This is a genomic window from Paenarthrobacter nitroguajacolicus (assembly GCF_031455195.1).
GTDB classification, from domain to species: Bacteria; Actinomycetota; Actinomycetes; order Actinomycetales; family Micrococcaceae; genus Arthrobacter; species Arthrobacter nitroguajacolicus_D.
The window spans coordinates 149,640-173,067 of record NZ_JAVDSH010000007.1; the positions used below are offsets into that span (position 1 = coordinate 149,640).

The window sequence follows — 23,428 nt, forward strand, 5'->3', positions numbered from 1 at the left end:
ATGGCGAACAACACCTCACAACAGGCAACCGCTCTTCGAACCACCAACCCACACCGCGCCACGATTAAACGGTCCGAGTTGGGCATCCGAGACCCGTACATCGTGGAGTACGAGGACCGCTACCTGCTCTTCGGGACGACGGATCCGAGCCCCTGGCACGGGCCGGGGGCCGGGTTCGACCGTTACGAGAGCGACGACCTCGAACTGTGGAGTGGCCCCTTCCCTGCCTTTCGCCCGGGTCCTGGATTCTGGGGCGAAACCCAATTTTGGGCGCCAGAAGTGCATTTCTACAATGACGCCTGGTGGATGTTTGCGACCTTCGCAGACCGCGTTGGCCGCCGCGGCACCCAGGTGCTGTCAGCAGCAGCCCCAGATGGGCTGTTCCAACCCTGGAGTGACGGACCTGTCACACCGAGTGGTTGGATGTGTCTTGATGGCACCTTGTACCAGGACCCGTCCGGTGCGCCATGGCTGGTTTTCTGCCACGAATGGCTTCAGGCAGGGGATGGCGCGATTTATGCGCAGCGTCTAAGTGATGACTTGCGGACCTCGCGTGGGGCTCCGGTTCTGCTGTTCACTGCCTCGCAGGCGCCCTGGACGCGACCCTTTCGCAACGAGGAAACGGGTTACGACGACCTCGCGTTCATCACTGATGGTCCCTTCGTGATCCACGATGACGCGGGGCTTGCACTCCTCTGGTCCAGCGGCGGCGAAGGAGGCTATTCAGTCGGCGTGGCCCGCAGCTCCACCGGTCTCATAACGGGACCTTGGGTGCACGAACCGCAACCCCTCGTTGGATCTGATGGCGGACATGCAATGCTGCTCACTACACGAAATAATCGCTTTCTCGTATTTCACCAGCCCAATGAACTCACCTTTGAAAGGCTTACGATCCGACGCGTGGCTGAAACCAACGGGATCTACCGGGTCCCAGCTCCAAATAGCGATAATTCCAGCTAAACAAAACAATCGCCTCGCTGCGTAGCCGGGCGACCTTTCCCTAGTGTCCGTTTTGACCTGATCGGGAGATCTTGTGAATCAGAGAATTTCGGCTGGCTTCGTTGGGCCTCGTGATGCCGAACTACTTGAGGGTCCCGCTCTGTCCAGAGCACGCGTGAATCGCGAATATTTGATGAGTCTCACCGCTGAGAACTTACTTCGCCCCTATCGCATGGAGGCGGGGTTGTGGCGATACTCCGGCTCTGTAGGGACAACTGTCGGAGAAACTGCAGCCGACGGTCCCGAAAACTGGCACTGGGGATGGGAATCGCCCACGAGTGACCTTCGCGGACATATCCTCGGTCACTGGTTGTCGGCTGCAGCCTACTTATCAACACACGACGAGGAAGTACGAGCGCGAGCAAACCACATTGTCAAAGAGCTGGTCAGATGCCAAGAGGCGAATGGCGGTCAGTGGGTGGCTGGGATTCCGCGCGGATTTATGGACCGGGTTGTGCAGGGTCAGGAGGTGTGGGCACCCCAATATACGGTTCACAAGATCCTCATGGGGCTGTGGGACATGTACGCGATCGGAGGCAACGCCACAGCGCTGAAGCTCCTCACGCACTTCGCTGATTGGTTCGTGCAGTGGACGGGTCATTTGAGTCGCGAGCAGCTTGACGATGTTCTGGATGTAGAGACTGGGGGGATGCTGGAGATTTGGGCGAATCTTTACGGCGAAACGGGCGAGAATAAATACTCAGTTTTGATGAGCCGCTACAACCGGCCACGCTTCTTCGATCGCCTGCTCAGCGGTGAGGACGTGCTAACCAACAGGCACGCCAATACGCAAATCCCCGAAATACTGGGCGCTGCCAGAGCATGGGAGGTTACGGGAGACCGTCGCTGGCGTGACATCGTCGAAGCGTTTTGGTTTCAGGCCGTTACTTCGCGTGGCACTTACTGTACGGGTGGGTCTACATCTGGAGAGGTCTGGCAACCTTCGAAGATCGTGCTTTCCCGTTTGCACCGTGTGCAGGAGCATTGCACTGTTTACAACATGATGCGTTTGGCGCAAATCTTGTATAGCTGGACGGGCGAAAAGCAATATGCGGACTACTGGGAACGCAACCTCGTTAACGGAATCTTTGCGCAGCAAAATCACCAGACAGGAATGGTGACGTACTTTCTTTCCCTCGCCCCTGGCAGTGAGAAACAATGGGGTTCGCGCACCAACGACTTCTGGTGCTGCCACGGCACCCTCCTGCAAGCGCACTCTCACCACGCGACGGCCTCCGTGCAGCGGGACGAGGACGGTCTTCGCATCAGCCAATACATACCCTCAGACACGCATTGGGACGAGATCGCCGGCGCAAGCGTTGCCATTCGGATTCAGCAGGATCCTCTTGACGGTGTGGTGTTCGGACAAACTGAGACCCCGCGGGGTCTAAACGCTATCCAACGTCTGGAGCCGGATCTGCCGGCCGAGCGCCCCGACCGAATGGTCTTCGATATCGAGGTGCGTCCAGACCAAAGGACGCGATTCACCTTGCGACTACGAATACCAGATTGGGTCCGTGCCTCAATTCGCGTGTATTGCAACGGGAATGAGCTTGCTTACGTCGAGGAAGAAGGGTGGGTTCTCATCGATCGCGACTGGTCGGCGGGAGATCTCGTACGCGTCGAATTCCCGACCCAGGTTCGCGCCATCCCTGCTCCCGAGACCCCTGGCGTGGTGTCCTTCGAAGACGGACCTTACGTTCTCGCTGGACTGACCTCACGGCGCGTGCCTGTCAAACGGGCACGCGGCGGGGACGCCACCACTATTCTCGCGCCGGATGAGACCAGGACGCACCACTGGTGGAATGCAGGCACGTACCGCACCATCCGCACCCCGGATATACAATTCGTACCTCTTTTCGACGTAACTGAAGGCGAGTACACCGTCTACTTTCCCGTGGAGTCCGGCGATGACAGAAGTACAAGGAGCTTCAATGAGTAAAAGTGCCCCGATCAGGGTCACCGTCTGGAACGAAAACCGGCATGAGCAGGAACACGAGCACGTGGTAAAACTCTATCCCCGGGGCATTCACGGCGCAGTGAAGGAGGGTCTCGAGGAGAACCTGACTGCCGCCGTCGACGTCCGCACCGCCACCCTGGACGAGCCAGAGCACGGCCTTACCGAGGAGGTCTTGGGCAGCACGGACGTCCTGACCTGGTGGGGGCACATGGCCCACGGCGACGCCGACGACGAGGTCGTGGAACGCGTGCACCGCCATGTGCTCTCGGGAATGGGGCTGATCGTGCTCCACTCAGGTCACTTGTCCAAGACCTTTACCAAGCTCATGGGCACCACTTGCACCCTGCGCTGGCGCAGCGCGCAGGACCGCGAGCTCGTGTGGACCGTGGACCCCACGCACGCCATCGCCAGGGGCGTTCCGCACCCCATCATCATTGATGGGCAGGAAATGTACTGCGAATTCTTCGACATCCCCGCACCGGAGGAACTGGTCTTCATCAGCTCGTTCAGCGGCGGCGAAGTCTTCCGTTCCGGCTGCACCTTCCGCCGCGGACACGGCAAGATCTTCTACTTCAGCCCCGGCGACCAGGACTTTCCGGTGTACCACCACAAGGACATCCGCCAGGTCATCTCCAACGCCGTCCAATGGGCACTCACCGACCGGCCGCGCCGGGAACTTCCGGAACTGCTTCAACACGGCACCGATGAGTTCTACAAAGACGCCGGCTGCAAGGACACCACCGCGGTCTACGAGGAAACGACCGCATGAGCAGGCCGTTCGCAACAATAGGCGACAACGGCACACCCCTGAAAGTGCTGCTGGTCGGCGCCGGCGCCATGGGACACGCCTGGCTGGGGGCGGTGGAGGCCTCGCCGCTCGTGGAGCTCTGCGGCATCGTTGACCTTAACCTGGAAGCCGCACGTGCCAGCGCCGCCTCTATCGACAAACCTAACCTTCCTGTGGGGAAGGGAACCGCGCAACTGGCCTCCGACATCGGCGCCCAGGCGGTCACCAACGTCACCGTTCCGGCCGCCCACCATCCCGTGTCCACCGAGGCGCTCATCGCCGGACTTCCGGTGCTGGGCGAAAAGCCGGCGGCCTCCACCGTGGCTCAGGGCCTGAGCCTGGTCGCTGCCGCCGAACTCACCGGCCAGCTTTTTATGGTCAGCCAGTCCCGCCGTTACAATCGCGACCTGTTCGCGGCTAAGGCTCTCGCCGGCGGCCTCGGCCGGCTGGGCATCCTGTCCGCCGATTTCTTCAAGGCACCTCATTTCGGCGGATTCCGCGACCAAATGGACCATCCGCTATTGCTGGACATGGCCATCCACCAGTTCGACATGGCGCGCTTCCTCCTGAACGCGGACCCCGTCTCCGTATTCTGCGAGAAATACAACCCTGCCTGGAGCTGGTACCGGGGCGACGCGGCAGCCGTAGCGTCCTTCGAAATGTCCGGCGGTGAGCGGTTCGTATTAAACGGAAGCTGGTGCAGCCCCGGGCAAGAAACCTCCTGGAAAGCAGCCTGGCGGCTCGGCGGCGAAAATGGAACTTTACTGTGGGGCGGTGATACTCCCCCGACCGTGAGCCCATCCTCCCCCGACTCCCCCGCCGCAGACCATGCTGGTCGGGTAGATGCCGGCGTTCACCTGGACGCCGCGGTGGTGAAGGACCCGGGCTCGAACGTCCACGGATCCCTGCGCGAGTTCGTTTCAGCGGTCCGGACAGGGACTGCGCCCATGGGCCAGGTTCATGCGAACATCCTCAGCCTGGCCATGGTGGAAGCCGCCATCGAAAGCTCAGCCACCGGCAGGCGGGTGCAGATCGACGCACTCCTGGAGCGTTCCTATGAAGAGGCCGTCCGGGACGAGAAACGCCAGGACGTGGCCGCCGTCCTCCGCTGCAGCCGCCCTCGGACCGGCCCTTGGCACGGAAGTGCCCAGCCCGATCCACTCAGAAACGTAACTGGTTCGGTACAAAGCTATGCCGGAAAGCCACCATATCCGTTCAGGTACTGGTGCGTAACGCAGGCCTAGGCGCCTCCATGCAAAGTAATCTAATCCGAAGCCGACTGCTAACAAAGCCAGACCCTCCCGAAACAACAGGATCGGACGCGATGCCACTTTTTGACCTCCCGTTGCCCCAGCTCCGCAGCTATACCTCCGACGTGACGATGCCCGAAGACCTCCGCGAGTTCTGGGATGCCACGATCGGGGATGCCAGGGCCTACCCCTTGAATGCCAGGTTTGAGCCCGTGGAGAACTACCTTGCTGTAATCGATACCTTTGACGTGACCTTCGCAGGATACGGTGGGGAAGCCATCAAGGGCTGGCTGCACCTCCCTGCCACCAGAATCTCAGGTTCACGGCTGCCGGTGGTAGTCCAATACGTCGGCTACTCCGGCGGGCGGGGACTGGCGAACCAGGAAACAGGGTGGGCACAGGCGGGCTACGCCCATTTCATCATGGACACCCGTGGCCAGGGCTACGGGTCCGCGGTGGGTGAGACTGATGATCCCCATCCCTCGGCTGGCGGCGTGGGTTATGCCGGCTTCATGACCCGGGGCGTCGGCAGCCGCGAAGATTACTACTATCGGCGGGTGTACACGGATGCCTTCCGGGCGGTAGAGGCTGCCCAATCCCACCCTGAGGTGGATTCGGCACAAGTCGTCCTCGCCGGTGGAAGCCAAGGCGGCGGCATTGCGGTAGCTATCTCCGGCCTGGTGGCCGGCCGACTCGACGGCGTCGTGGCCGCGCTGCCCGACGTCCCGTTCCTGCAGGATTTTCCGCGCGGCATCGACATCACCCCACGTGGCCCGTACCCGGAAATCGCCGCCTTCCTAGCACGTCACCGGGACCGGTATGAGCAAGTACTTGACGTTCTACGCTATTTCGACGGCGTCAACCTCGGACGTTGGGCTACAGCGCCGGCGCTGTACTCGGCAGGGCAAAGTGACGACGTCTGCCCGCCCTCAACTGTCTTCGCCAGCTTCAACGCGTACGGCTCGGGCGCTTTTGATTCGTCCATTCCCGGCCCAACTAAGGCGATTGAGGTGTATAGATTCAACAACCATGAGGGAGGGCAGGAACACCACTGGATAAAGCAGGCGCTATTTCTCCGCCAACTCCTAGTCTAACTCTCAGTTCTAATCGACCGAAAACACTAAACTGCTGCTGAGTGGGTTTGTACATTTGCGACGACAATCCTCATCACGACCCCCACGTGCTGTCAATGCTCCGATCTCTGCGCTTCGTGGGTACTTCGACGTTGCCCTCGTGTCGACAACCTTGGCGATCATCGGCTACCGCTACATCCATAAGTTCTCCCACATCGTTGCGGCCCTCAGCGCCAGCGTGTTCGGTATCCGGCTTGTCCCCATTATCACCTCGAACATCGGCGCGGTCGTCAAACGAACGTCTTCGACGGTGCCGCATTCGTCCTCGGGGTTCCCTATCGGCCGAGTTCCAAGGCGGGTCTGAGAAAACAACGCCCCTGACGGTCCTATGTCGTAGCCTGACGAAAAGTTGGTTATCGGCGCTCGAGGGAGCAGCAGAGATGGACGCGAACGTGCGGGTTCGGGCCGGGATGTTTAGCTGTCAGGGTGCAAGCTCGCGTCCGCGGCACTCGTTCGCCAGGACGTGAAGTGCACGGTGAGGTTTTCGCGCGAAGGGGCACAGCAAAACGGCCCGGCGGTGACAACAGCTTCCGGATCAAGCGGCGCTACTCGCACGAGGCGCCATGGCTGGTTGTCAGCCCGAGCCCGGACTGTGAGGGCGTCGCCGGACCTGCTGGCACGGACAGTGACAAGCCGGCCGTCCCAACCGGGAACCGGAGACAAGGACCAGTCAGACACGCCACGCGTCACCACCGCGCCGAGGCTTTCCACGCCGTCGCTCCACTCGATACCGGCCTTGATCCATGTGGCGTCATCGACACGGACGAAGATGCCTGCCTGGTCGAACTGCGCCGAGAAATCAAGATGGAAGGAGACCTCAACGGCAGTTTCCTGCTCGAAAGATGTCAGGAGGGCGTGTTCGGTGTCGTGAATGAATCCGTACGAAGTGATGCGCCAGGCATCACTTTTCTCGATGGCTGTCACCCGCATCCCATCTTCGGCAAAATCCACATGCGCGGGTTCCGTCGTCCAGGTCCCCTCAGTCCAGGCAATATCAGTCATGCGTCAATTCCTTACTCGGGGGTATAGATCCCGTTGCTGCCGTCATTTAGTCATCCAGACCATTCTTATCCCAGCATATCGAGACAGCCTCCAGGAATGGCTAATTGGCATCCTTGCCGCCCGCAGCCCGTATCGTTTGTTTTGGCCGTAGTGCAGGACTCAGGTTTTGCTGGCCTTAGATTGCCGTCCGAATGTTTCTGGCCTGAGACTACTCGTGGTTTTGCGTCGGCTGCCGGCCATCTGGAGTGTCTCTGTTTCGTTGAGAGTCTTCTCAAGTGGCTGGGCCTTGCCGAACAGCATCAGCATTTTTCCCGTCATTTTAGCGATGTTGCTTGTCGTAGTTGTTGTGCGAGAGCACTGATGCGGAGGCGATGACCCGACAGGAAAGAAGCAACCTCCTTTTAGAACATGTTCCTCAACACCCATGCTTTTGCTGCTTACGAGGCCGGGTAACGAAGGCCGAACTCTTCCCGAAGGTTAGCCAAATTCTCCTGAAAGTCGTGGTGCTTTATGTCGAGGGAGTACGCCTTGCGGAAGTAGTTCTCTTGCCCTGCGGGTGTAAATATTGACTGATATCTGGTGTTTTCCGGTCCAGGGTTCCAGAAGCGTTGGGCGGCGCCTCGGGGGATGAAAATGTAGCTCCCGGCAGGTGCGTTGTATCTTTTGCCGTCCACTTCCACTATCAGTCGACCTTCGAGAACTTGAATTGCTTCGTCCTCCCGATCATGGATATGCAGTGGAGCCGCTAAAGCGTCGGTGGGTTGTTCTGCTTCGACGACTGAGTATGCTCCGGCGGTCTCGTGACCCGTGATTCGGATTAGGACACGCGCCCCTAAGTGGTTGGTAAGCGCTTCGCCCTCTCCGGGTCCGAGGATCTTTGTGATCCCCGTCATGTTAAGTGTTTGCATTGGCCGGCGGGCGGAAGGGAAGATAAGCCGGCGGTTACGTCGTTTAGCCACTCCATTGCTTTTGGCCAATATGAATGACCGGGCTGCAGGACGAACATGTGGTCGCCCTCCTGAACTTCCCGGAGTTCGACGCTGTCCCCTACTCTGGTGGCTCGGGAGACGTATGCCTGGCTGTGGCTCAAAGGGACCCGGGCATCATCTGATCCGTGAACGACCAATTGGGGAGCACCGATCGGTGCCTGTTCCAAGGGCGATGCTTCTTTGAAGACTTCCTTGGTAAGACCAACGTGTTTGAGGAAGGCCGGAGTCGCTCCCTCTCCCAGTCCTTCAGCAGCGCATCGGGCGACATCTGTTATCGGGGCCAGCGCAACGACAGCAGCCAGTCGCGCTGTCTTGGCCGCGAGCAGGGCCAGGTGTCCCCCAGCGGAATGTCCAATGATCGCAATAGATGACGGGTTTACTTGCGAGACCTCGGAGGTCAGGCTCTGAATGGCTGCCAGGACGTCGTCTAATGTCTCAGGCCAGCCCCCGCCGTCGCCATCGATCCTTCGGTATTCTACGTTCCAAACCAGGTGTCCTCGCTGATGCAGATCGGCGGCCAGCTCATCCATTAGGTGCAGGCCGTGCTTGGCTCGCCACCAGCCACCATGGAGCAGTACGACTGCACTGTCCGGCGAACGGTTCTCGGGAAACCAGGCTTCGACAAACTGAGAAGGATGCTTGCCGTAGTGAATGACTTGTTTCGTCATTACCACGCCCCATAGAGGACACTGCGAACCACTGTTGCGGGGTTTTGAGCCGTGTGCGCAAACGCCTTCGCCCCTTGCGACCATGGGAACTGGTCGGTGATGACTGATGCCGGATCGACGACGCCCTCCTCGACCAAACGCACCGCCTCGGAGTACATACCAGGGCCTCCTTTGATTCCCAGCACTGACAGCTCTTTGAGTAAGATACTCGCCGGCGAAGGGGAATGCGGTCCCCGGCCCACGATGGCAACGACAGAACCCGGGGTTGCTACGCGTTCTGCGAGGTCCACCCCCTCTCCGGCCGCGGATGTCTCGATGACTAGTATCGGCCCGGCCTGAAGTGACTCGATGTCCTCAGCTTCCGCAGGATCGAACATCTTCACTCCCAGGGAGCTACCCAGATGCCGGCGTCGTTTCTGAGGTTCGAAAACAACGCAGTCCCATCCAAGGAACTGGGATACCTGCGCCTGGAGGATGCCCAAAGGGCCGCCGCCAATGATGGCCGCAACCCCTTGGTCGGTCATAAAGGGCTCCACGCGGCGAAGGGTGTGAAGGGCGACAGCGACGGGCTCGAGAACGGTGGCGGCCAGATCCGATACGGCGTCCGGCAGCGGAATGAGTTGAACCGCCGGAAGCTGTACATATTCGGCGGCCAAGCCGGGGCCGAGCATACCGAGGTACCCGCCGTCCGCGCAGAGCTGCACTTTGCCTCGCCGGCACATCGTGCACTGCCCGCATCGGACGACGGGGTCAACGGCAACGCGTTGGCCCTCTTCGAGATCGACTCCGGGCCCTACGGAGTGGATGATTCCGGCTCCGTCATGCCCTGTTACCCATGGATACGTGGATCCCCGACCGGAGTAAATGTGCAGGTCTGTGCCGCACAAGCCCAGAGCCACCATGCGGATGACGACTTGGCCGGGGCCGGGCTGACGTAGGTCCGGTCGAAGCACCGTCTTCATCTCATACGGTGCTGTCAGCTCTAGAACATGGCCGCCGAGGCTGATGGCTGTGGCGCTCATGAGATGCCGTACTTGCCCGGTGCGATGGTTCCCATGGGATCCAGTGCTGCCTTGATTTGATGCGTGACCTGCTGCAGTACCGGCAGGCGGGACATGGCCCGTTCCTGCCAGTCGGTCGGGGTTCGTCCGATGGGGTAGCCGATCTGGTCGTATGCCTCGACCAGAGCCGCATAGGCGGAGTTCATGCGGGCTACCTCATCAGGGTCCTGGCGGTTGAAGATGATCAGGTGCAGGCCGCGTGCGGCCCTGGTGCTGCAAACGAACTCGACGAAGTACTCAAACCCGTGCTCGGCGAGGATGCGGCGTGAAGTTTGATGCTGAAGCTCAGCAGCTTCGCCGATCATAGGAGTAGCGGGAAGGAACCAGGTGGCGCCACCGCCGGGGCGCCAGTTGAGCATGTCGACTTCACTTGCGGTGGGTTCACCACTGTAGGTGTCAAGGTGGATCTTGTAGATGGGGTTATCCAGCATTTCCTTGTGAGAGATGTAGGTGGCCTTACCTGATGCCTCGAAAACGGCGCGGATCTTATCGAGCGTGGGCTGCAGCGCCCCCACTGAAGGTCCATACAGGGCACCCGACACGAGCCACGCCCCCGTGCCGTGCTTTTCCTGGAGCTCCCGGCGGATGTCGTCCGGCAGCGGCACCTGACCGTTCGTGCGGTCATAAGGGTATGTATCCTCGGTAGCGAACCCGTAACCGCCGGAGGTCACCTTGATCAGAGTGGGAACCACCGAGTTGAGCTTCAACGGGCGCACCAATTCAAAGATCTCCGAAAGGTCCTCGTCTCCCGCGAAGGAGAAAGCAAATCCCAAGATGGTCGCTGGACGTGGCATCAGCCAGACGGCAGTCTGTGTGACTATGCCGAAGTTTGACTGGGTAAAGATGCCGTCCAAGAGAGGTCCGAAGCCGGACTTGTTGGTAAACCGGGTGTTGGCATTCGGAAGGGCCCCGTCTCCGGTGTTGAATATTTCCCCGTTGGGCAGAACTATTTCCATCCCGCACAGCGTGCCGAAGTGATCGAAGTGAGGGGTGTAGCCGGCACCGCGGTCAACGGCATTGCCGATAATGCTGCCATCGGGCGGACCAGAGGTGCCGCTGATCATGAACTTGTCGCCAAGCTCGGCCATTTTTGCCCGTAGCTGTCGGAAAGTCACTCCCGGTTCGATAACGGCATAGCCGAGCCGTTCATCAACTTCCAGGATGCGATTCATCCTTTTGCCCAGATGCATGATCACCTGGCCCCCTCGGACCGGAGAGAACTCCCCCATGCCCCAGTTATGACCGGTGCTTGTCGGCCACAGAGACACTCCATGCTCGGCAGCCAGACGGACAATAGTGGAGACGTCGGCGGTGGAAGAAGGAAAAACTATCCCGTCGGTTTGACGGTCTCCTCCCGGGAGTCGGTTGCTGCTGTATGAGGCGCGGCCAGCATCCGAAACATCCACGGCTTCTGGGCCAAGGACCTGGGAGACGGCCTCGAAGAACTTTTCTGACATTAGAACAAACTCCTGTTTGAAGGTTTAAAGTGGTTGTTTTCAGCGGAGAAGACGATCCGAATAGAACGGATCGATCCTTCCAAAGGGGTGTTTGGGCCTCGGCGCTCCGGATAACTTTCCTGTGGCAGGAAAAGCCACCCGGTGGGTTGCAGCAGGGATACGAGGGGACGAAAGGACCGAGATATTCAGACTGTTCCGCGTCGCGCCGGCTCGTCCCGTCCCGGGGACTCGACCTTCCCAGACCCCCTTGGCACGGCGAAGATCACTAACGCCCCAATCACGGCAAAAGCTGCAAACATGTAGAAATTCACTTGCCAGCCCAAAGCCAGACTGACGATAAAACCACCGATGATGGGTCCGGTGATGGCACCGATGCGGCCCACGCCCAATGACCAGCTCAATGCTGTGGCGCTGAGGGATTGCGGGTAGTGAGTAGCGCAGTAACCGGCCACAAGGATTTGGGTTCCGACGGAGCCGAGTCCGGCAAAGGCAACGATGACGAGCAGCAGGGCCAACGGCAGTTGCAGGCTGAGCATCAGAATTGCGATGCAAGCCAGAGCGAATGAAGTGATGACCACCCGTTTGATGCCGATCCGGTCCGCCACCACGGATGCGCTGATGGAACCGACGATTGCTCCCGCGTTAAGAACGAGCAGGAAGCTCAGCGCATCGCCAAGGTTGAAGCCTGCCTGTCGCATGATCTGGGGTAGCCAGGTGTTCAAGCCGTAGACGAGAAGTAGACCGCAGAAATTCGCCAGGGCGAACAAAATCGTCGACAGCCGCCACTTCCGCGTGAAGATTGTCCTGATACTCGAGTTTTGCGTTGTCGCGCCACCGGTCTTGTCTTCGGACGTCACGATGTCCGAGTACACCAGCCCGTACTGGGCTGCAACGGCTTCCGACTCCTGGAAGCGCCCCTTGCGGGCAAGGTGTGCCACGGATTCTGGCATAAACTTCCAAACAACCGGAAGCAACGTTACGAGCGGCAGCGCGCCGATGGCATACATCCAGCGGAAATCCATGTGAGGTAGAAGGTTGATTGCCAGCAGGGAAGCCAGGACTCCACCCACCGAGTACCCGCTGAACATTACGGCGTTGGCTATTTGACGCCGATCCTTCCGCGCGTATTCCACGGTCAGGGCGATACACGTCGGCACTACTCCCCCGAGTCCGAGGCCTGTGAGGAACCGGAGGGCGGCGAAAGCTTCGACCGTCGGCGCCAGCGCGGTGAGCAACATGCATAGCGAGAACCAGGAAATGCTAGCCAGCATGATTTTTCGCCTGCCCACCCTGTCCGTCAGAACTCCGACGGACAGGGTGCCAATGAGCATGCCAACGAGCGCAAGACTGCCGATCAGCCCGGCCTGGGCGGGTGACACTGCCCACTGTTCGTACTTGAGGATTGTAGGGACGGTGGAGCCAAAGACGACAAGATCGTAGCCATCAAAGACGATCGTCGCGAAACAGAGCAACAAAACGGATCGGCCGTTTCGTCTGGGTACAGCGAGAAGGCGTTGTTGATCAGAAAGGGGCTGCGTCATTAGCTGTCTCTTCTTTCCAGATGCCAGGGGAGGCTGTGGCTTGAATCACAAGATTGGACACAGAGTGTCACACTTTTATGGCGATAGTAAATAAGCCGACATACTTTTCTGAACATCCCCGCCCGGAGAACCCCGCTGCCGCCTGCGGACGGGCAGAGGCCGGGTTTGTTACGACAGCAAGAATGGGAGGTGCCGTTTCGGGAAACCGCTGCCCTGTAATCCTGAAGGGGCTGCCGGAGCGGACGCAGGTGCCTAAGAAGATGCGTTCGATCAGGTACGGTCTTTGGCAGACGCTGGTCTTCCTTCCGATGCGGATAAAGAGTCGCGGACTGAATCCCGCCCGCCTAAAGCCGGTGCCTAGGATTTGCCGGGGAAACATGGGCTCCCCGGGGATCGTTGCGGCCACGTTCCCGATGTTTCACGAAGGTGGTCGACGATGTGTCCCGGCATTGACCTAACCCAGGTTAAAAACCCACCGGCTTGCTGCCTCTGCCACTGGTTCCACGGTCACCCTAAAGCCGATCTTCGAGCGGTTTTCGCAGTCGCACATCCCCGAGGAAACTCATGGGTAGTGCCCAGTTGCCGGCTGAATGCTTCCGGCGATACCCGGACGCTGACGCCGGCACAACGCCCAGCTCTGCAACCGAAAGGGGGCGGACTGGGCGGACTGACTGTGCTCATCGAGATGACCTGGCGCTTGCCGGCGTCGACGGCTGCGCGGGCGGGCCCGACATTCTCGTGAGAAGCTAATGGCCCGGCTGCGTGATGTTCGGCATGCGGCCGCTGTAGCCTATGACTGTGATGGTGAACCGAGAAGTGATTGGGGCCGCGAATGCCGCAAGGCAGTGATGTCGCCGACGTTGCTCCGATGCCACGTCATCAGCACTTGATCGTCACTGTTTATGGGCTCTACGCCCGCAATCAGGGGGGCACCTTTGCGGTGGCGGATCTTATCCGCCTCCTGGGTGAATTGGGTATGGAGTCCGCTGGCGTTCGCTCGGCGGTTTCGAGGCTGAAGAAGCGGGGAGTTCTCGTCAGCGTAAAGCGCGGCGGCGCGGCGGCGTACAAGCTGTCGCCCGAACTGGAAGATGTCTTCACGGCGGGCGATGAACGGATTTTCTCACCCCGCCGGGCCAAGAAAGATGACGGATGGCTTTTGGCCTCCTTCTCCGTTCCTGAAGCCCGGCGCCACCTCCGCCACAAGCTGCGGACGATCCTGACGCGGGTTGGCTGCGGCCAGGTATCCCCGGGGTTATGGATTGCCCCCGGCGCCCTGGCAAATGAGGTGGAACTGCAGGTTCGGCGCGCGGGCCTTATGAGCTACGTCGATTTATTCAGGGCAACGCACCTCACCGAAAGTCAGATCAACGAAAAGGTAGGGCAATGGTGGGATCTTCCCTCCCTTGAGGCGCTCTATACGGACTTTTTGGTGCGTCACGAGCCTGTGCTGCAGCGATGGCTTCAGCGTGCGGGTGAAGATGATGATTCTCCTGCCCTGTTGCGGCAGGCCTTCGCCGACTACATTCCCATGGTCACTGCTTGGAGACGCCTGCCCTACATGGACCCGGGTCTTCCCGAGGATTATCTGCCAGAAAGGTGGCATGGCCTTGCCGCCCAGCAGCTTTTCACCCAGCTGCACGAACTGTTGGGGCCTTGCGCTCACGAATATGCGATGTCCATCGTTGGAGCTTCCCAGCCAGTTGCGAGCTGACGCCAGAGTGCCCTCCAGGCCAACGGTCCTGATGGAGCGGCACCAGTCGTGCTCCTTACGCCGAACTGCGCGGTTTTTAGTCCAAGGAGGCCAGCCACTTCACCTCTGGGCTTTCCCCGGCCCTGAAGTAGTACTTAGCTGCGGCTCGGAATGCCGATTGACTTCAGCTCCATGTACTCGCGGAATCCCTCTTCTCCGTTTCTACGACCAATGCCGCTTTGGCGGTAGCCGCCCAAGGGTGTTGACACATCAAAATATGCGCCGCCGTTGACAGAAATGTTGCCGGCCCGGAGACGGCGCGCAACAGCCAATGCTCGTTCATCTGAGGCGCTACTAACTTCACCAGCCAAGCCGTAAATAGTGGCGTTGGCAATCTCGACGGCCTCGTCCTCGGTATCGTACGGAATAACGCACAGCACCGGACCGAAGATCTCCTCGTGGGCAACGGCCGAGTGGGGATCGACATCGACAAGGACGGTCGGCTCCACGTAGTACCCGGCCAGGCCTTCGATGGCGTGACCGCCGGTCAGCAGGCGGGCGCCGGAGGCGACACCGGATTCGATCGCGGACAGGATGACGTCGCGCTGCTTGGCGCTGGCTTGTGGGCCCTGGATGACTGAAGGGTCCCACACGTCACCGACGATGACGTTGTCGAAGACGGCTTTGAGGATGGGCAAGGCCTCCCGGTAGCGGCTTCGTGGGACCAGCAGACGTGTTGAATACGTACAACCTTGACCGGCGTGCGCACACATGACAGCAGCTGCCGGCAGTACCTCCGTTAAGTCGGCGTCATCGAGCACAATGTGGGCTGATTTGCCGCCGAGCTCGAGAAATGTCTTTTTAATGGTCGGTGCCCCAGAAGCCAGGACCCTTCGGCCGGTCGAGGTTGAGCCCGTGAAGGTAACCATGTCAATGCGCGGATCGGAGGTCAGCATCTCAGTGACTTCAACGGTATTCGTGGTGACTACATTGAAGATGCCGGTCGGAATGTCGGTCCGCTCGGCCGCGAGGCGGCCGAGTTCCAGACCGCTCCAAGGAGTTAGTGAGGCTGGCTTCAGAATTACTGCATTACCGGCGGCCAGCGCGGGAACTGACTCGGAGACGTTGAGGTACAGCGGGTAATTCCACGGAGTGATTGCGGCAACGACACCGATGGGTTCGTAGTGAATCCGGCGCCGGGAGAGGGCGCCGCGGGAAGTGGTTGGTGACCATTCCTGTTCATAGGCGAATTCGCGGGCCATTTTTGCCCAGAACGCAAGCTCTTCCAGCGGCTGCTCCAACTGTACGCTGTACGTCAGGGCGATAGGGGAGCCTGTCTCTGTTACGACGATCCGTCGAAGCCGCTCCTTTTCCTCTACCAGTGCGTCGCGCAACTGCAGGATGCACTTACTCCGGAAGTCCGGGTCGTTCGCCCAGATTCCCTCGTCAAAGGCCCTCCGCGCGCCCCTAATTGCGCGTTCCATGTCCTCTTCGGTGGCATTTCCGGCGTAACCGGCGCTTTCACCCGTGCTGGGGTCGATGTTTTCGAAAAGGCCGCCGTCACTTGCTTCGACCAGCTGCCCGTCAATGAACAAGCGGCGCTCCCCTTCAAGGGGACCGGAAGCCTGAGTGACGTAATTGTCTTGGGGCGTTGTCATGCGTTTCCCTCTTTCCCTTGGTGGTTTTATGTTGTTGCGCGCCTGATGTTCAGGCGTCGTCTCGGATAAGTTCGGCTGCGCGCCAAGCCATGGCCATGGCTGGTCCGTTGAGATTTCCCGAGATCATCGCGGGCATAACTGAAACGTCGACGACGCGAAGGTTGCGGACGCCGCGCACGCGCAGCCGGGAGTCGACGGCGTCGGTTTCGTTTGGTCCCATCGCTACTGCACCACAGGCGTGGTAGCCCGTACCGCCGTTCAGGAATGCGGATCTGATGATGGAGTCATCATCCTCAACAGCTGACCCCGGGACGGTCTCAGCGCTGGCAAACTCGGCGATCGGAGACTCTTTGACGAGGGCGCGCATCTTGCGGAAAAGTGCGATTGATGTTGATCGGTCGTGTTCAGTGGACAGGTAGTTGGGAATGATCCGGGGGGTGGCCCGTGGATCCTTGGAGGTGATGTGCACCGACCCCTGGCTGGTGGGCCGCAGGGCAAAACCCAGCAGGGAAAACCCTGGGCGGTTCTCGATACTGGAACCAGTCGAACCTGCACCTGAGGAGTAAGGAGTAAGGAGGACCTGCGCGTCTGGGCGTGCCAGTTCCGGTGTGGTCTTGAAGAAGGTCAGAATGTCGTAGGCGGGTGTGGAAATCGGTCCTTTCCGAGTGAGCATCCATTCGAGCCCGCTGCGTCCCTGTCTGAGCGGGGAGGACAGCTTCTTGTTGTAGCCGATGTTCTTGTTCAGGCGGACTTGGAGCGGCAGGCAGCGGTGTTCACGTACACCCTCACCAATCGTGTCGCTTTCTACGCGAACGTCGATGCCGGCGGCGTTGAGTACGTCTCGCCGCCCTATTCCGGAAAGTTCGAGCAGTTGGGGTGTGGCGATCGAACCCATGCTGAGGATGACTTCGCGTTTGGCGCTGAAGGATACGGCGGGCTCCCCCGCGAACGCTGTTACTCCCGTGACCGTCTCACCGCTAAAGGTCAACCCGGAGACGGTGGTGTTGGTCCGGAGGGTAAGGTTTGGCCGTTTCAATGCTGGCCCGAGGAAGGCCTTGGCCGCGCTCACGCGGATTCCGTTGCGGATTGTGGCCGGAGCGTACCCGATGCGTTCAGCATCGGAGGCGTTGAGGTCCTGGACCGTTTCAATGCCCAGTCCTCCTGCGGACCGCATCAGGGCTTCTCCGACTGTTTCGACGTCCTTTCGGACGCCGACTTGCAAGGGGCCACCTGCGCCGCGCATATCGGATTTGCCCAAGGAATGATCTTCCATGCTTTTGAACACGCGGAGCATTTGGTCCCAGCCCCAGCCGGGGTTGCCTAGTTCTTCGAGACCGTCGTAGTCGGCCTGAGATCCCCGATTATAGATCATTCCGTTGACCGAACTGGAACCACCGAGGACCTTTCCGCGGGCCCAGTACTCGACTTGGCCGTTGGGTCCGAAGGGCTCAGTAGGGTAAAACCAGGTGTACTTGGGGTTGCTCAGGGTGAAGGCAATTCCCTTGGGGATGGAGATCATAGGGTGAGAGTCCGCCCCACCTGCCTCCAAGAGGAGAACAGTAATTTTGGGGTCCTCCGTCAACCGGTTGGCGAGGACGCATCCCGCGGACCCCGCTCCCACGATGATGTAGTCATAGGTGCCTTTGTTCACAATTCAACTCCCGTGTTGCCTTGAGGTTTACATGGATACTGCCGGTTGTTCGTTGTGGTGCTGGGGGTCCTGGTCCCGCTCGGGCTCGAGGTTCCTGGGTATGGCAAGGGCGATCACGGCGGCTACCAAGGCCACGGCGCACCCGATGTACAACCCGGTCCTGAATCCATCAGCTGTGGGCACCAGATGCGACCCGGAATGCGTCGTCATTTGGGCGAGGACGACACCAATGACCGCGCCGGAGACGGACGTGCCGATGGAGAGCATCAAGGCGTTGAAGCTGTTCGCCGAACCTGTTTCGGTACCGGGGACGGCCCCCATGATGAGGGCAGGCAAGGCGCCATATGCAAAGCCGAGCCCGATGCCGCCGATAACATTAGCGACCACCAAGCCCCAGAGAATATCCATCAAGAACACTGAGACGGCGTAGCTGGAAGACGTAATGAGGGCGCCCACAATCAGCGTCGTCTTCGGTCCCCTGCTTGCGCTGAGTTTTGCTCCCAGCGGCGAAACCAGCATCATCGCCAGGCCTGCCGGTGCCATCCAAAAACCCATCTGCAGCATCGACTGTCCCAGGCCGTAGCCCGTCTCAGTAGGCAGCTGGAGGACCTGGGGAAGGATCAGCGAACGGGCATACATTGCGAAGCCCAGCAGAATTGATGCGACGTTAGTCAGTAGCACAGCCCGACGGATAGTCACGCGCAGGTCCACCAGGGCATCACGGGTGCGCAACTCCCAACAGCCCCAAAGCCCGAATAGAAATACTGCACCGCCCACGAGGCCGATGACCGCGGGACTAAGCCAGCCCCAGTCCCCGCCCTTGGACACGGCCAGAAGCAGGCAGATCAAGGCCGAACTAAGACCGAGTGCCCCCGGGAAGTCGAACTTTCCGGGGTTCTCTGGGACGGGAAGGTCCGGAGCCACCTTCCAGATCAGTAGCAGGCTCAGCAGGCTCACCGCCGCGGTGGCCCAGAAGAGAATGCGCCAGTCAGTGAACTGGACAACCGCAGCGGAAATCGGGAGGCCGAGGGCTCCGCCAATGCCCAGTGATGAACTAACCAGAGCAATTGCTCCGCGCAGTTGAGCCGGTGGAAGCAGGTCCTTCAGGAAGCTGATACCCAGCGGGACCATGCCTGCGGCCAAGCCCTGCAGGGCCCGGCCCGCAATCATGGGGACCACGGAGTCAGCCATGGCGCAAAGGGCCGATCCGAGGATGAGCGGAACGAATGACCCCATGATGACCAGGCGTTTACCGAACATGTCCCCCAGCCGCCCTGCGACAGGAGTGACTACGGCTGACGCCAGGAGAGTCACGGTGATCACCCAGGACGTGTTGGAAGGGGTAGTGGCGAATATTCTCGGCAGCTCGACCAATAGAGGTACCACCAACGTGTGCGTCATCGAGGCAACGATCCCGGCAAACGCCAGTACTGCCACCACCGACCCGGTCCTGACATGGGATGAGTTGAGTGCACTGCTTTCCGTCATCAGCATCTCCTAAGAAGGGTGGTTTCCATTGGTGCTAAGGGGAGCCCCTGCCGCAGGTATAAGGGCCACCCTTTACTGACAGCCTCATCAGGTTCAATACCTTTGATCCTCGGCCGAAGTGGACTACTCAAAAAAGAGCCTGTGGCTTTCTGTACTCGCCCGGCGGGGCCTTCATCGACACTAGATCCCCGTAGTGTTGCGCATTTCAGACATCACGTATCGTCGGGCAACTGGGTGCCGAGTCCGGCGAGAACGCGTCGAAGCCCTTTAGCCCGCGGAGGCGCGGACTCCCGGGGCGCTTGCATCAAAGAGCCGCTGCCGCTCGGCGGCTAGATCGCCGACCAGCCGCCGTCAGAGGCCAGAACCGCGCCGTTAAGGTTGGTGCCGTCGTCGCTGAGCAGGAAAGTGATAGAGGCGGCCAACTGCGAGGCGTTGGCGGGCGTGGGGACATTGGCCTCCATGAGGGGGACGAGTCGCTCGGTGGCCAGCTGGGAGGCAAAGGTTGCCTCGATGCCAGTGAATGTGGGCCCGGGAGCGACGGTATTGAACCGAAGACCCTTCGGGCCGTACATGACGGCGGAGTTCCTGGTCAGACCAACAACGGCATGTTTGGAGGCGGTGTACGCAGCACCAGCAGCCGAGCCGCGGATGCCAGCCTCTGAGGAAACGTTGACTACGGACCCCGTCCCGGCTTCCAGCATCAGCGGCACCACTGCACGGGTAAGGCGCATCAGGGCCGTGACATTGATACGGAAAACGCGATCCCAGAGCTCATCGTCCACCTCGTGGATTGGTGCGAAGTCATCCATGATCCCGGCGACGTTGGCCAAGGCGTCAATGCGTCCGCCGGCGGCAGAAACCACGGCGGCAACAGTTTCCTCAGTGGAGATGTCGCCGGCCACTGGCACCAGGGCAAGGCTTTTGTTCTCTTCGACAAGAACATCGAGGCGTCCCTTGCTGATGTCGGCGGCGATAACCCTGCCTCCCTCCTTGGCGATGCGCAGGGCGGTGGCCTGCCCGATACCGGATGCTGCACCCGTTACGACGACGGTTTTTCCCGCAAAGCGGCCGTTAGTGATGGTTTCCTGCCATATGGCTTCGTTGCCCATGATGTCCTCCCAGATGCCAAATAGTGTTCAAACAACTATATGGCACTCTGTGTCATTATGGAAGGGTGGATACTGATGAGATGCTTTCGAATGATTCGATCACCATCAAACGCTCTCCTGGGCGGCCGGTGACTATCGATCCCGAGGCGGTCGCCGCCCTTGCCCTCAGAATTTTTGCCGAGCGGGGGTATGAGCAGACCTCAATGGAGGATATTGCGCGCGAGGCCCACGTCGGACGAAAGACCCTGTATCGCCATTTCGCGAACAAAGCGGACCTGGTGTGGGGCGGTATGGGGCCAGTGATAGAAGCATCTGCCGCCGCGTTCGATTCAGCCCCTGCAGAGCCCTTGCCCGCAAACGCGATTCTGGATGGACTCCGGGAAGCGGTGCTGGCCGGTATTGCCGCCATCCCGGACCTCGCCGTGACCCGCGGAAGGCTCCGATTGATCGCCGAACACCCGGAGCTGCTCAGTCGGAGCCAGGAATATTTGGGGACCCGTCATGAGCAGACCCGCTCCTACCTCACTGCCCGTGGCATTCCTGAAGACACCGCCAGGTATCTGTGTGCCGCTCTTAGCGGCGCATTGTTCGAAGCCTGGCTGCAATGGGCTGCTCATGATGACTCCGACCCCGCCCCCTACCTTCGGCGGGCTCTTGCCGTCCTCCGGCTGGGCTAATTTAGGTCTTCTTTCCCGAGGCGGATGACGCACGCTCCGGTAGCGCCAGAAAGGCCCTGGCCTTTCCATTTGCTCCTTCGGCGACTTGGATAGGTGAGTGTTGATTCTTTATACGCCGCACTGCAAATGGAGCCATTGTCGACGTTTGAACGAGGCCTGCGAGCACTTTCAACTTCATAGCAACGGTGGAAAGCGGGACGGTCCAGCCACTCCTCATGGCCTAACGCGCCGCTCAAATGCGGCAGGAATTTCGCGAGTTCCGGGTCGTATTCGGGGTGGCCTCATGCGGACGATTCCGGACACCTCCGTGGGGCCGGCAGGTGCGGCTGCACCAGTTGTCGGACGATGGATGGTTGCATCTTTCATTCCCATAACCGCGTGATTGATGGCCTCTGGGAGCGGTGAGGGGTCTTACCTGACTTCCTCCATACCTTGCGACGGGCGATGCTCTTGAATGACTGGTCCATATTCTTACATTTCAATTGACACGGGCTCGCTGGTCAGATCCTGAGGCAATGCCCCGGGTGGGATCTCCGGCGCTGAATGCCACATGAGTTGCGGGGCCATTGGCGCCTTAGCGGCGTCAAGGGCGCGAAACGCGGCCATAGGGTCCGAAGACGTATCCTCCGGATGCTCCCAAGGCCGCCCTAAAGATACCCCCATCCCCGACCGAACTAGGGGATATGTTTATTGCCTTCCACCTGGCAATCGCACCTTCTGGGGACTCGCGAACAGGTCCACGCCCACTCCGGGGGCGTGGAGTCGAGGGCCGTGATGAAGCAGGGACGGGGCGGCAAGGTCTCCCAACCGCCGGCGCCGCTTGCTGACGCCGAGGGGCTGCAGTGTCCCGTCATACCGCTGGTGCATGGTGCGACGCAGCCGGTCAAGAATTGATTTATGTAGTACTGCACTTCGTCTATTTCCTCTGGAGTAATCCATTCCACTGATCGCCTAGAGGGCAAGTCTTCGTGGTTATTGACGCGCGTCACCGGTTCGTGGTTAGATCGGTGACGCGCGTCACTAGCGGATGTGCGGAGGGCGGTGAGAACGCTTGTCGTCACCTGATAGTTCATGATCATGATCGACCAACCAAGAGGAGATACGTTTCACGATGACAACAGAATTCCCTGCTCCAACCACCATCAGCCTTGAGGCCCAGAAGATACTGGCCACGGTCGCCGCAAGGCCGCCACAGCCTGATCCTGCGCCTGCTGACCTCGATGTCTGGCGCGCCTTGGCGGCGGCCGCCGAATCATCAGACCCTGTCTTCGTCGAGACCATGGCGCGAGCGACCACTGGTGCCGTGACATCAGACGTTGCAGTAGCTGTAGAAGCCGGCGAGATCCATGGGGCGAAGTTCTTTGCGGCTGAGCCGTCGGGCATCGCAACCGACGACGAGCGGGCCCTTCTCTACATCCACGGAGGAGGTTTCCTTTGGGGCGGCGGGCCCACTGCGCGCCGCTCCACCGAGCTTATCGCCGGCAACATCGGCGTGCGTACCTGGGGCATGGACTATCGGCAACTCCCGGAGAACCCGTTCCCGGCTGGGTTGGATGACTGCCTGATGGTATACCGTGAACTGCTGAAGACCCATAGGCCGGAGATGATCGCCGTCGCCGGACAGTCCGGGGGCGCAAGTCTCGCAGCAGCCCTTCTCCTTCGAGCCCGAGACGAGGGTCTGCCATTGCCGGGCGCCGCCTGCCTCATTTCTCCTTGCGTCGATTTCACGCAGGCCGGCGACACGTACACCACCCTCGGCTTTGCCCTCCCCAACGGATGGGACCCAACGAACACGCTCGATCTCTATCGCGGCGAAACACCACTCGAGCACCCTTACATCTCACCTCTGTTCGGCACGTTCACCGCAGACTTCCCGCCTGTCATGCTGACCTCCGGGACGCGAGACTTCCTCCTATCGGATACCGTGCGGTTGCACCGCAAACTCCTCCAGGCCGGCGTCCGCGCCGAACTGCATGTCTGGGAAGGCGCCTTGCACGGAATGTTCATGGGACAGGCTCCCGAGGACCGAGAGCAGATCGAGCAGGCACGCCGATTCCTTGAAGCCTGCTGGGCAGCAGCATGACCGCCGCGATAAAACACGACCTGCAACAGCGGGGATCGCAACACCTGCACACCTAGGGCCAATGGGCAAGTGATAAGCCAGCAAAGATTGAACGACGACACTCGAAGCGGCGGGAACCAATCATGCATCGTGAATGAATCTTGGCACGAAAGGTCGGCCACACCGGCATTACCCCAGGCGCATGGAGCTCCCGCAATTACGAACAAAGTTCTTTTTTAGTCAGCT

The 23,428-nt window shown here is 60.2% G+C and carries 19 protein-coding genes; 9 read left to right on the forward strand and 10 right to left on the reverse strand.

Annotated features, from left to right (window positions below; genetic code table 11):
- The 6 genes from J2Y68_RS15670 to J2Y68_RS15695 all read left to right on the forward strand — a co-directional run bounded on the left by J2Y68_RS15670 (position 1) and on the right by J2Y68_RS15695 (position 6,433).
- A complete protein-coding gene (locus tag J2Y68_RS15670; protein WP_309994726.1) occupies positions 1-960 on the forward strand; it encodes a glycoside hydrolase family 43 protein in 960 nt (319 codons plus the stop codon).
- Between the two features lie 73 nt (positions 961-1,033).
- The gene (locus J2Y68_RS15675) at positions 1,034-2,941 is read left to right on the forward strand and encodes a beta-L-arabinofuranosidase domain-containing protein (protein ID WP_309994727.1); all 1,908 of its coding nucleotides are present in this window, start codon (positions 1,034-1,036) and stop codon (positions 2,939-2,941) included.
- The gene (locus tag J2Y68_RS15680; protein WP_309994729.1) at positions 2,934-3,728 is read left to right on the forward strand and encodes a ThuA domain-containing protein; all 795 of its coding nucleotides are present in this window, start codon (positions 2,934-2,936) and stop codon (positions 3,726-3,728) included. The genes J2Y68_RS15675 and J2Y68_RS15680 overlap by 8 nt, the downstream gene beginning before the upstream one ends.
- Positions 3,725-4,990: a Gfo/Idh/MocA family protein gene (locus J2Y68_RS15685; RefSeq protein WP_209754555.1), complete on the forward strand. Its 1,266-nt coding sequence runs from the start codon at positions 3,725-3,727 to the stop codon at positions 4,988-4,990. The genes J2Y68_RS15680 and J2Y68_RS15685 overlap by 4 nt, the downstream gene beginning before the upstream one ends.
- A gap of 80 nt (positions 4,991-5,070) precedes the next feature.
- Positions 5,071-6,090 (forward strand): acetylxylan esterase, encoded by a 1,020-nt coding sequence (locus J2Y68_RS15690; RefSeq protein WP_209754553.1) that lies wholly within the window; start codon positions 5,071-5,073, stop codon positions 6,088-6,090.
- Positions 6,091-6,229: 139 nt separating this feature from the next.
- Entirely contained in the window at positions 6,230-6,433 is a 204-nt protein-coding gene (locus J2Y68_RS15695) for a hypothetical protein (RefSeq protein ID WP_309994730.1), read from the forward strand.
- Between the two features lie 110 nt (positions 6,434-6,543).
- On the opposite strand, the gene J2Y68_RS15700 is transcribed toward J2Y68_RS15695, so the two are convergent.
- The 6 genes from J2Y68_RS15700 to J2Y68_RS15725 all read right to left on the reverse strand — a co-directional run bounded on the left by J2Y68_RS15700 (position 6,544) and on the right by J2Y68_RS15725 (position 12,847).
- Positions 6,544-7,131, reverse strand: a complete 588-nt coding sequence (locus J2Y68_RS15700) for a DUF1349 domain-containing protein (RefSeq protein ID WP_209754549.1) — start codon at positions 7,129-7,131, stop codon at positions 6,544-6,546.
- A gap of 437 nt (positions 7,132-7,568) precedes the next feature.
- Positions 7,569-8,024: a cupin domain-containing protein gene (locus J2Y68_RS15705; protein ID WP_209754547.1), complete on the reverse strand. Its 456-nt coding sequence runs from the start codon at positions 8,022-8,024 to the stop codon at positions 7,569-7,571.
- Complete coding sequence (locus J2Y68_RS15710; RefSeq protein WP_209754545.1) at positions 8,021-8,788, reverse strand: alpha/beta hydrolase family protein; 768 nt, start codon at positions 8,786-8,788, stop codon at positions 8,021-8,023. Before J2Y68_RS15710 ends, J2Y68_RS15705 begins: the two co-directional genes overlap by 4 nt.
- The gene (locus J2Y68_RS15715; protein WP_209754543.1) at positions 8,788-9,810 is read right to left on the reverse strand and encodes a zinc-dependent alcohol dehydrogenase; all 1,023 of its coding nucleotides are present in this window, start codon (positions 9,808-9,810) and stop codon (positions 8,788-8,790) included. Before J2Y68_RS15715 ends, J2Y68_RS15710 begins: the two co-directional genes overlap by 1 nt.
- Positions 9,807-11,306 (reverse strand): FAD-binding oxidoreductase, encoded by a 1,500-nt coding sequence (locus J2Y68_RS15720; RefSeq protein WP_209754541.1) that lies wholly within the window; start codon positions 11,304-11,306, stop codon positions 9,807-9,809. Before J2Y68_RS15720 ends, J2Y68_RS15715 begins: the two co-directional genes overlap by 4 nt.
- Positions 11,307-11,491: 185 nt before the next feature.
- The gene (locus tag J2Y68_RS15725; RefSeq protein ID WP_309994733.1) at positions 11,492-12,847 is read right to left on the reverse strand and encodes an MFS transporter; all 1,356 of its coding nucleotides are present in this window, start codon (positions 12,845-12,847) and stop codon (positions 11,492-11,494) included.
- An 832-nt stretch (positions 12,848-13,679) separates the two neighbouring features.
- Here J2Y68_RS15725 and J2Y68_RS15730 point away from each other — a divergent pair.
- On the forward strand, positions 13,680-14,558 hold the full coding sequence (locus tag J2Y68_RS15730; RefSeq protein ID WP_309994734.1) for a PaaX family transcriptional regulator: 879 nt from the start codon (positions 13,680-13,682) through the stop codon (positions 14,556-14,558).
- Positions 14,559-14,692: 134 nt separating this feature from the next.
- Here J2Y68_RS15730 and J2Y68_RS15735 read toward each other — a convergent pair whose 3' ends face one another.
- The 4 genes from J2Y68_RS15735 to J2Y68_RS15750 all read right to left on the reverse strand — a co-directional run bounded on the left by J2Y68_RS15735 (position 14,693) and on the right by J2Y68_RS15750 (position 20,443).
- Positions 14,693-16,195, reverse strand: a complete 1,503-nt coding sequence (locus J2Y68_RS15735; protein WP_209754536.1) for an aldehyde dehydrogenase family protein — start codon at positions 16,193-16,195, stop codon at positions 14,693-14,695.
- 49 nt (positions 16,196-16,244) lie between these two features.
- Positions 16,245-17,846 carry a GMC family oxidoreductase gene (locus tag J2Y68_RS15740; RefSeq protein ID WP_209754534.1) on the reverse strand — a complete coding sequence of 534 codons (1,602 nt, stop codon included), beginning with the start codon at positions 17,844-17,846 and terminating at the stop codon, positions 16,245-16,247.
- A 27-nt stretch (positions 17,847-17,873) separates the two neighbouring features.
- Positions 17,874-19,334, reverse strand: a complete 1,461-nt coding sequence (locus J2Y68_RS15745) for an MFS transporter (RefSeq protein WP_309994735.1) — start codon at positions 19,332-19,334, stop codon at positions 17,874-17,876.
- 329 nt (positions 19,335-19,663) lie between these two features.
- Positions 19,664-20,443, reverse strand: coding sequence for an SDR family NAD(P)-dependent oxidoreductase (locus J2Y68_RS15750; protein ID WP_309994736.1), 780 nt, complete (start codon positions 20,441-20,443; stop codon positions 19,664-19,666).
- Positions 20,444-20,523: 80 nt separating this feature from the next.
- On the opposite strand from J2Y68_RS15750, the gene J2Y68_RS15755 reads away from it, so the two are divergent.
- Both J2Y68_RS15755 and J2Y68_RS15760 read left to right on the forward strand, forming a co-directional pair.
- Positions 20,524-21,120 (forward strand): TetR/AcrR family transcriptional regulator, encoded by a 597-nt coding sequence (locus J2Y68_RS15755; protein ID WP_309994737.1) that lies wholly within the window; start codon positions 20,524-20,526, stop codon positions 21,118-21,120.
- 1,111 nt (positions 21,121-22,231) lie between these two features.
- On the forward strand, positions 22,232-23,203 hold the full coding sequence (locus tag J2Y68_RS15760; protein WP_309994738.1) for an alpha/beta hydrolase fold domain-containing protein: 972 nt from the start codon (positions 22,232-22,234) through the stop codon (positions 23,201-23,203).
- Positions 23,204-23,428: the final 225 nt, after the last annotated feature.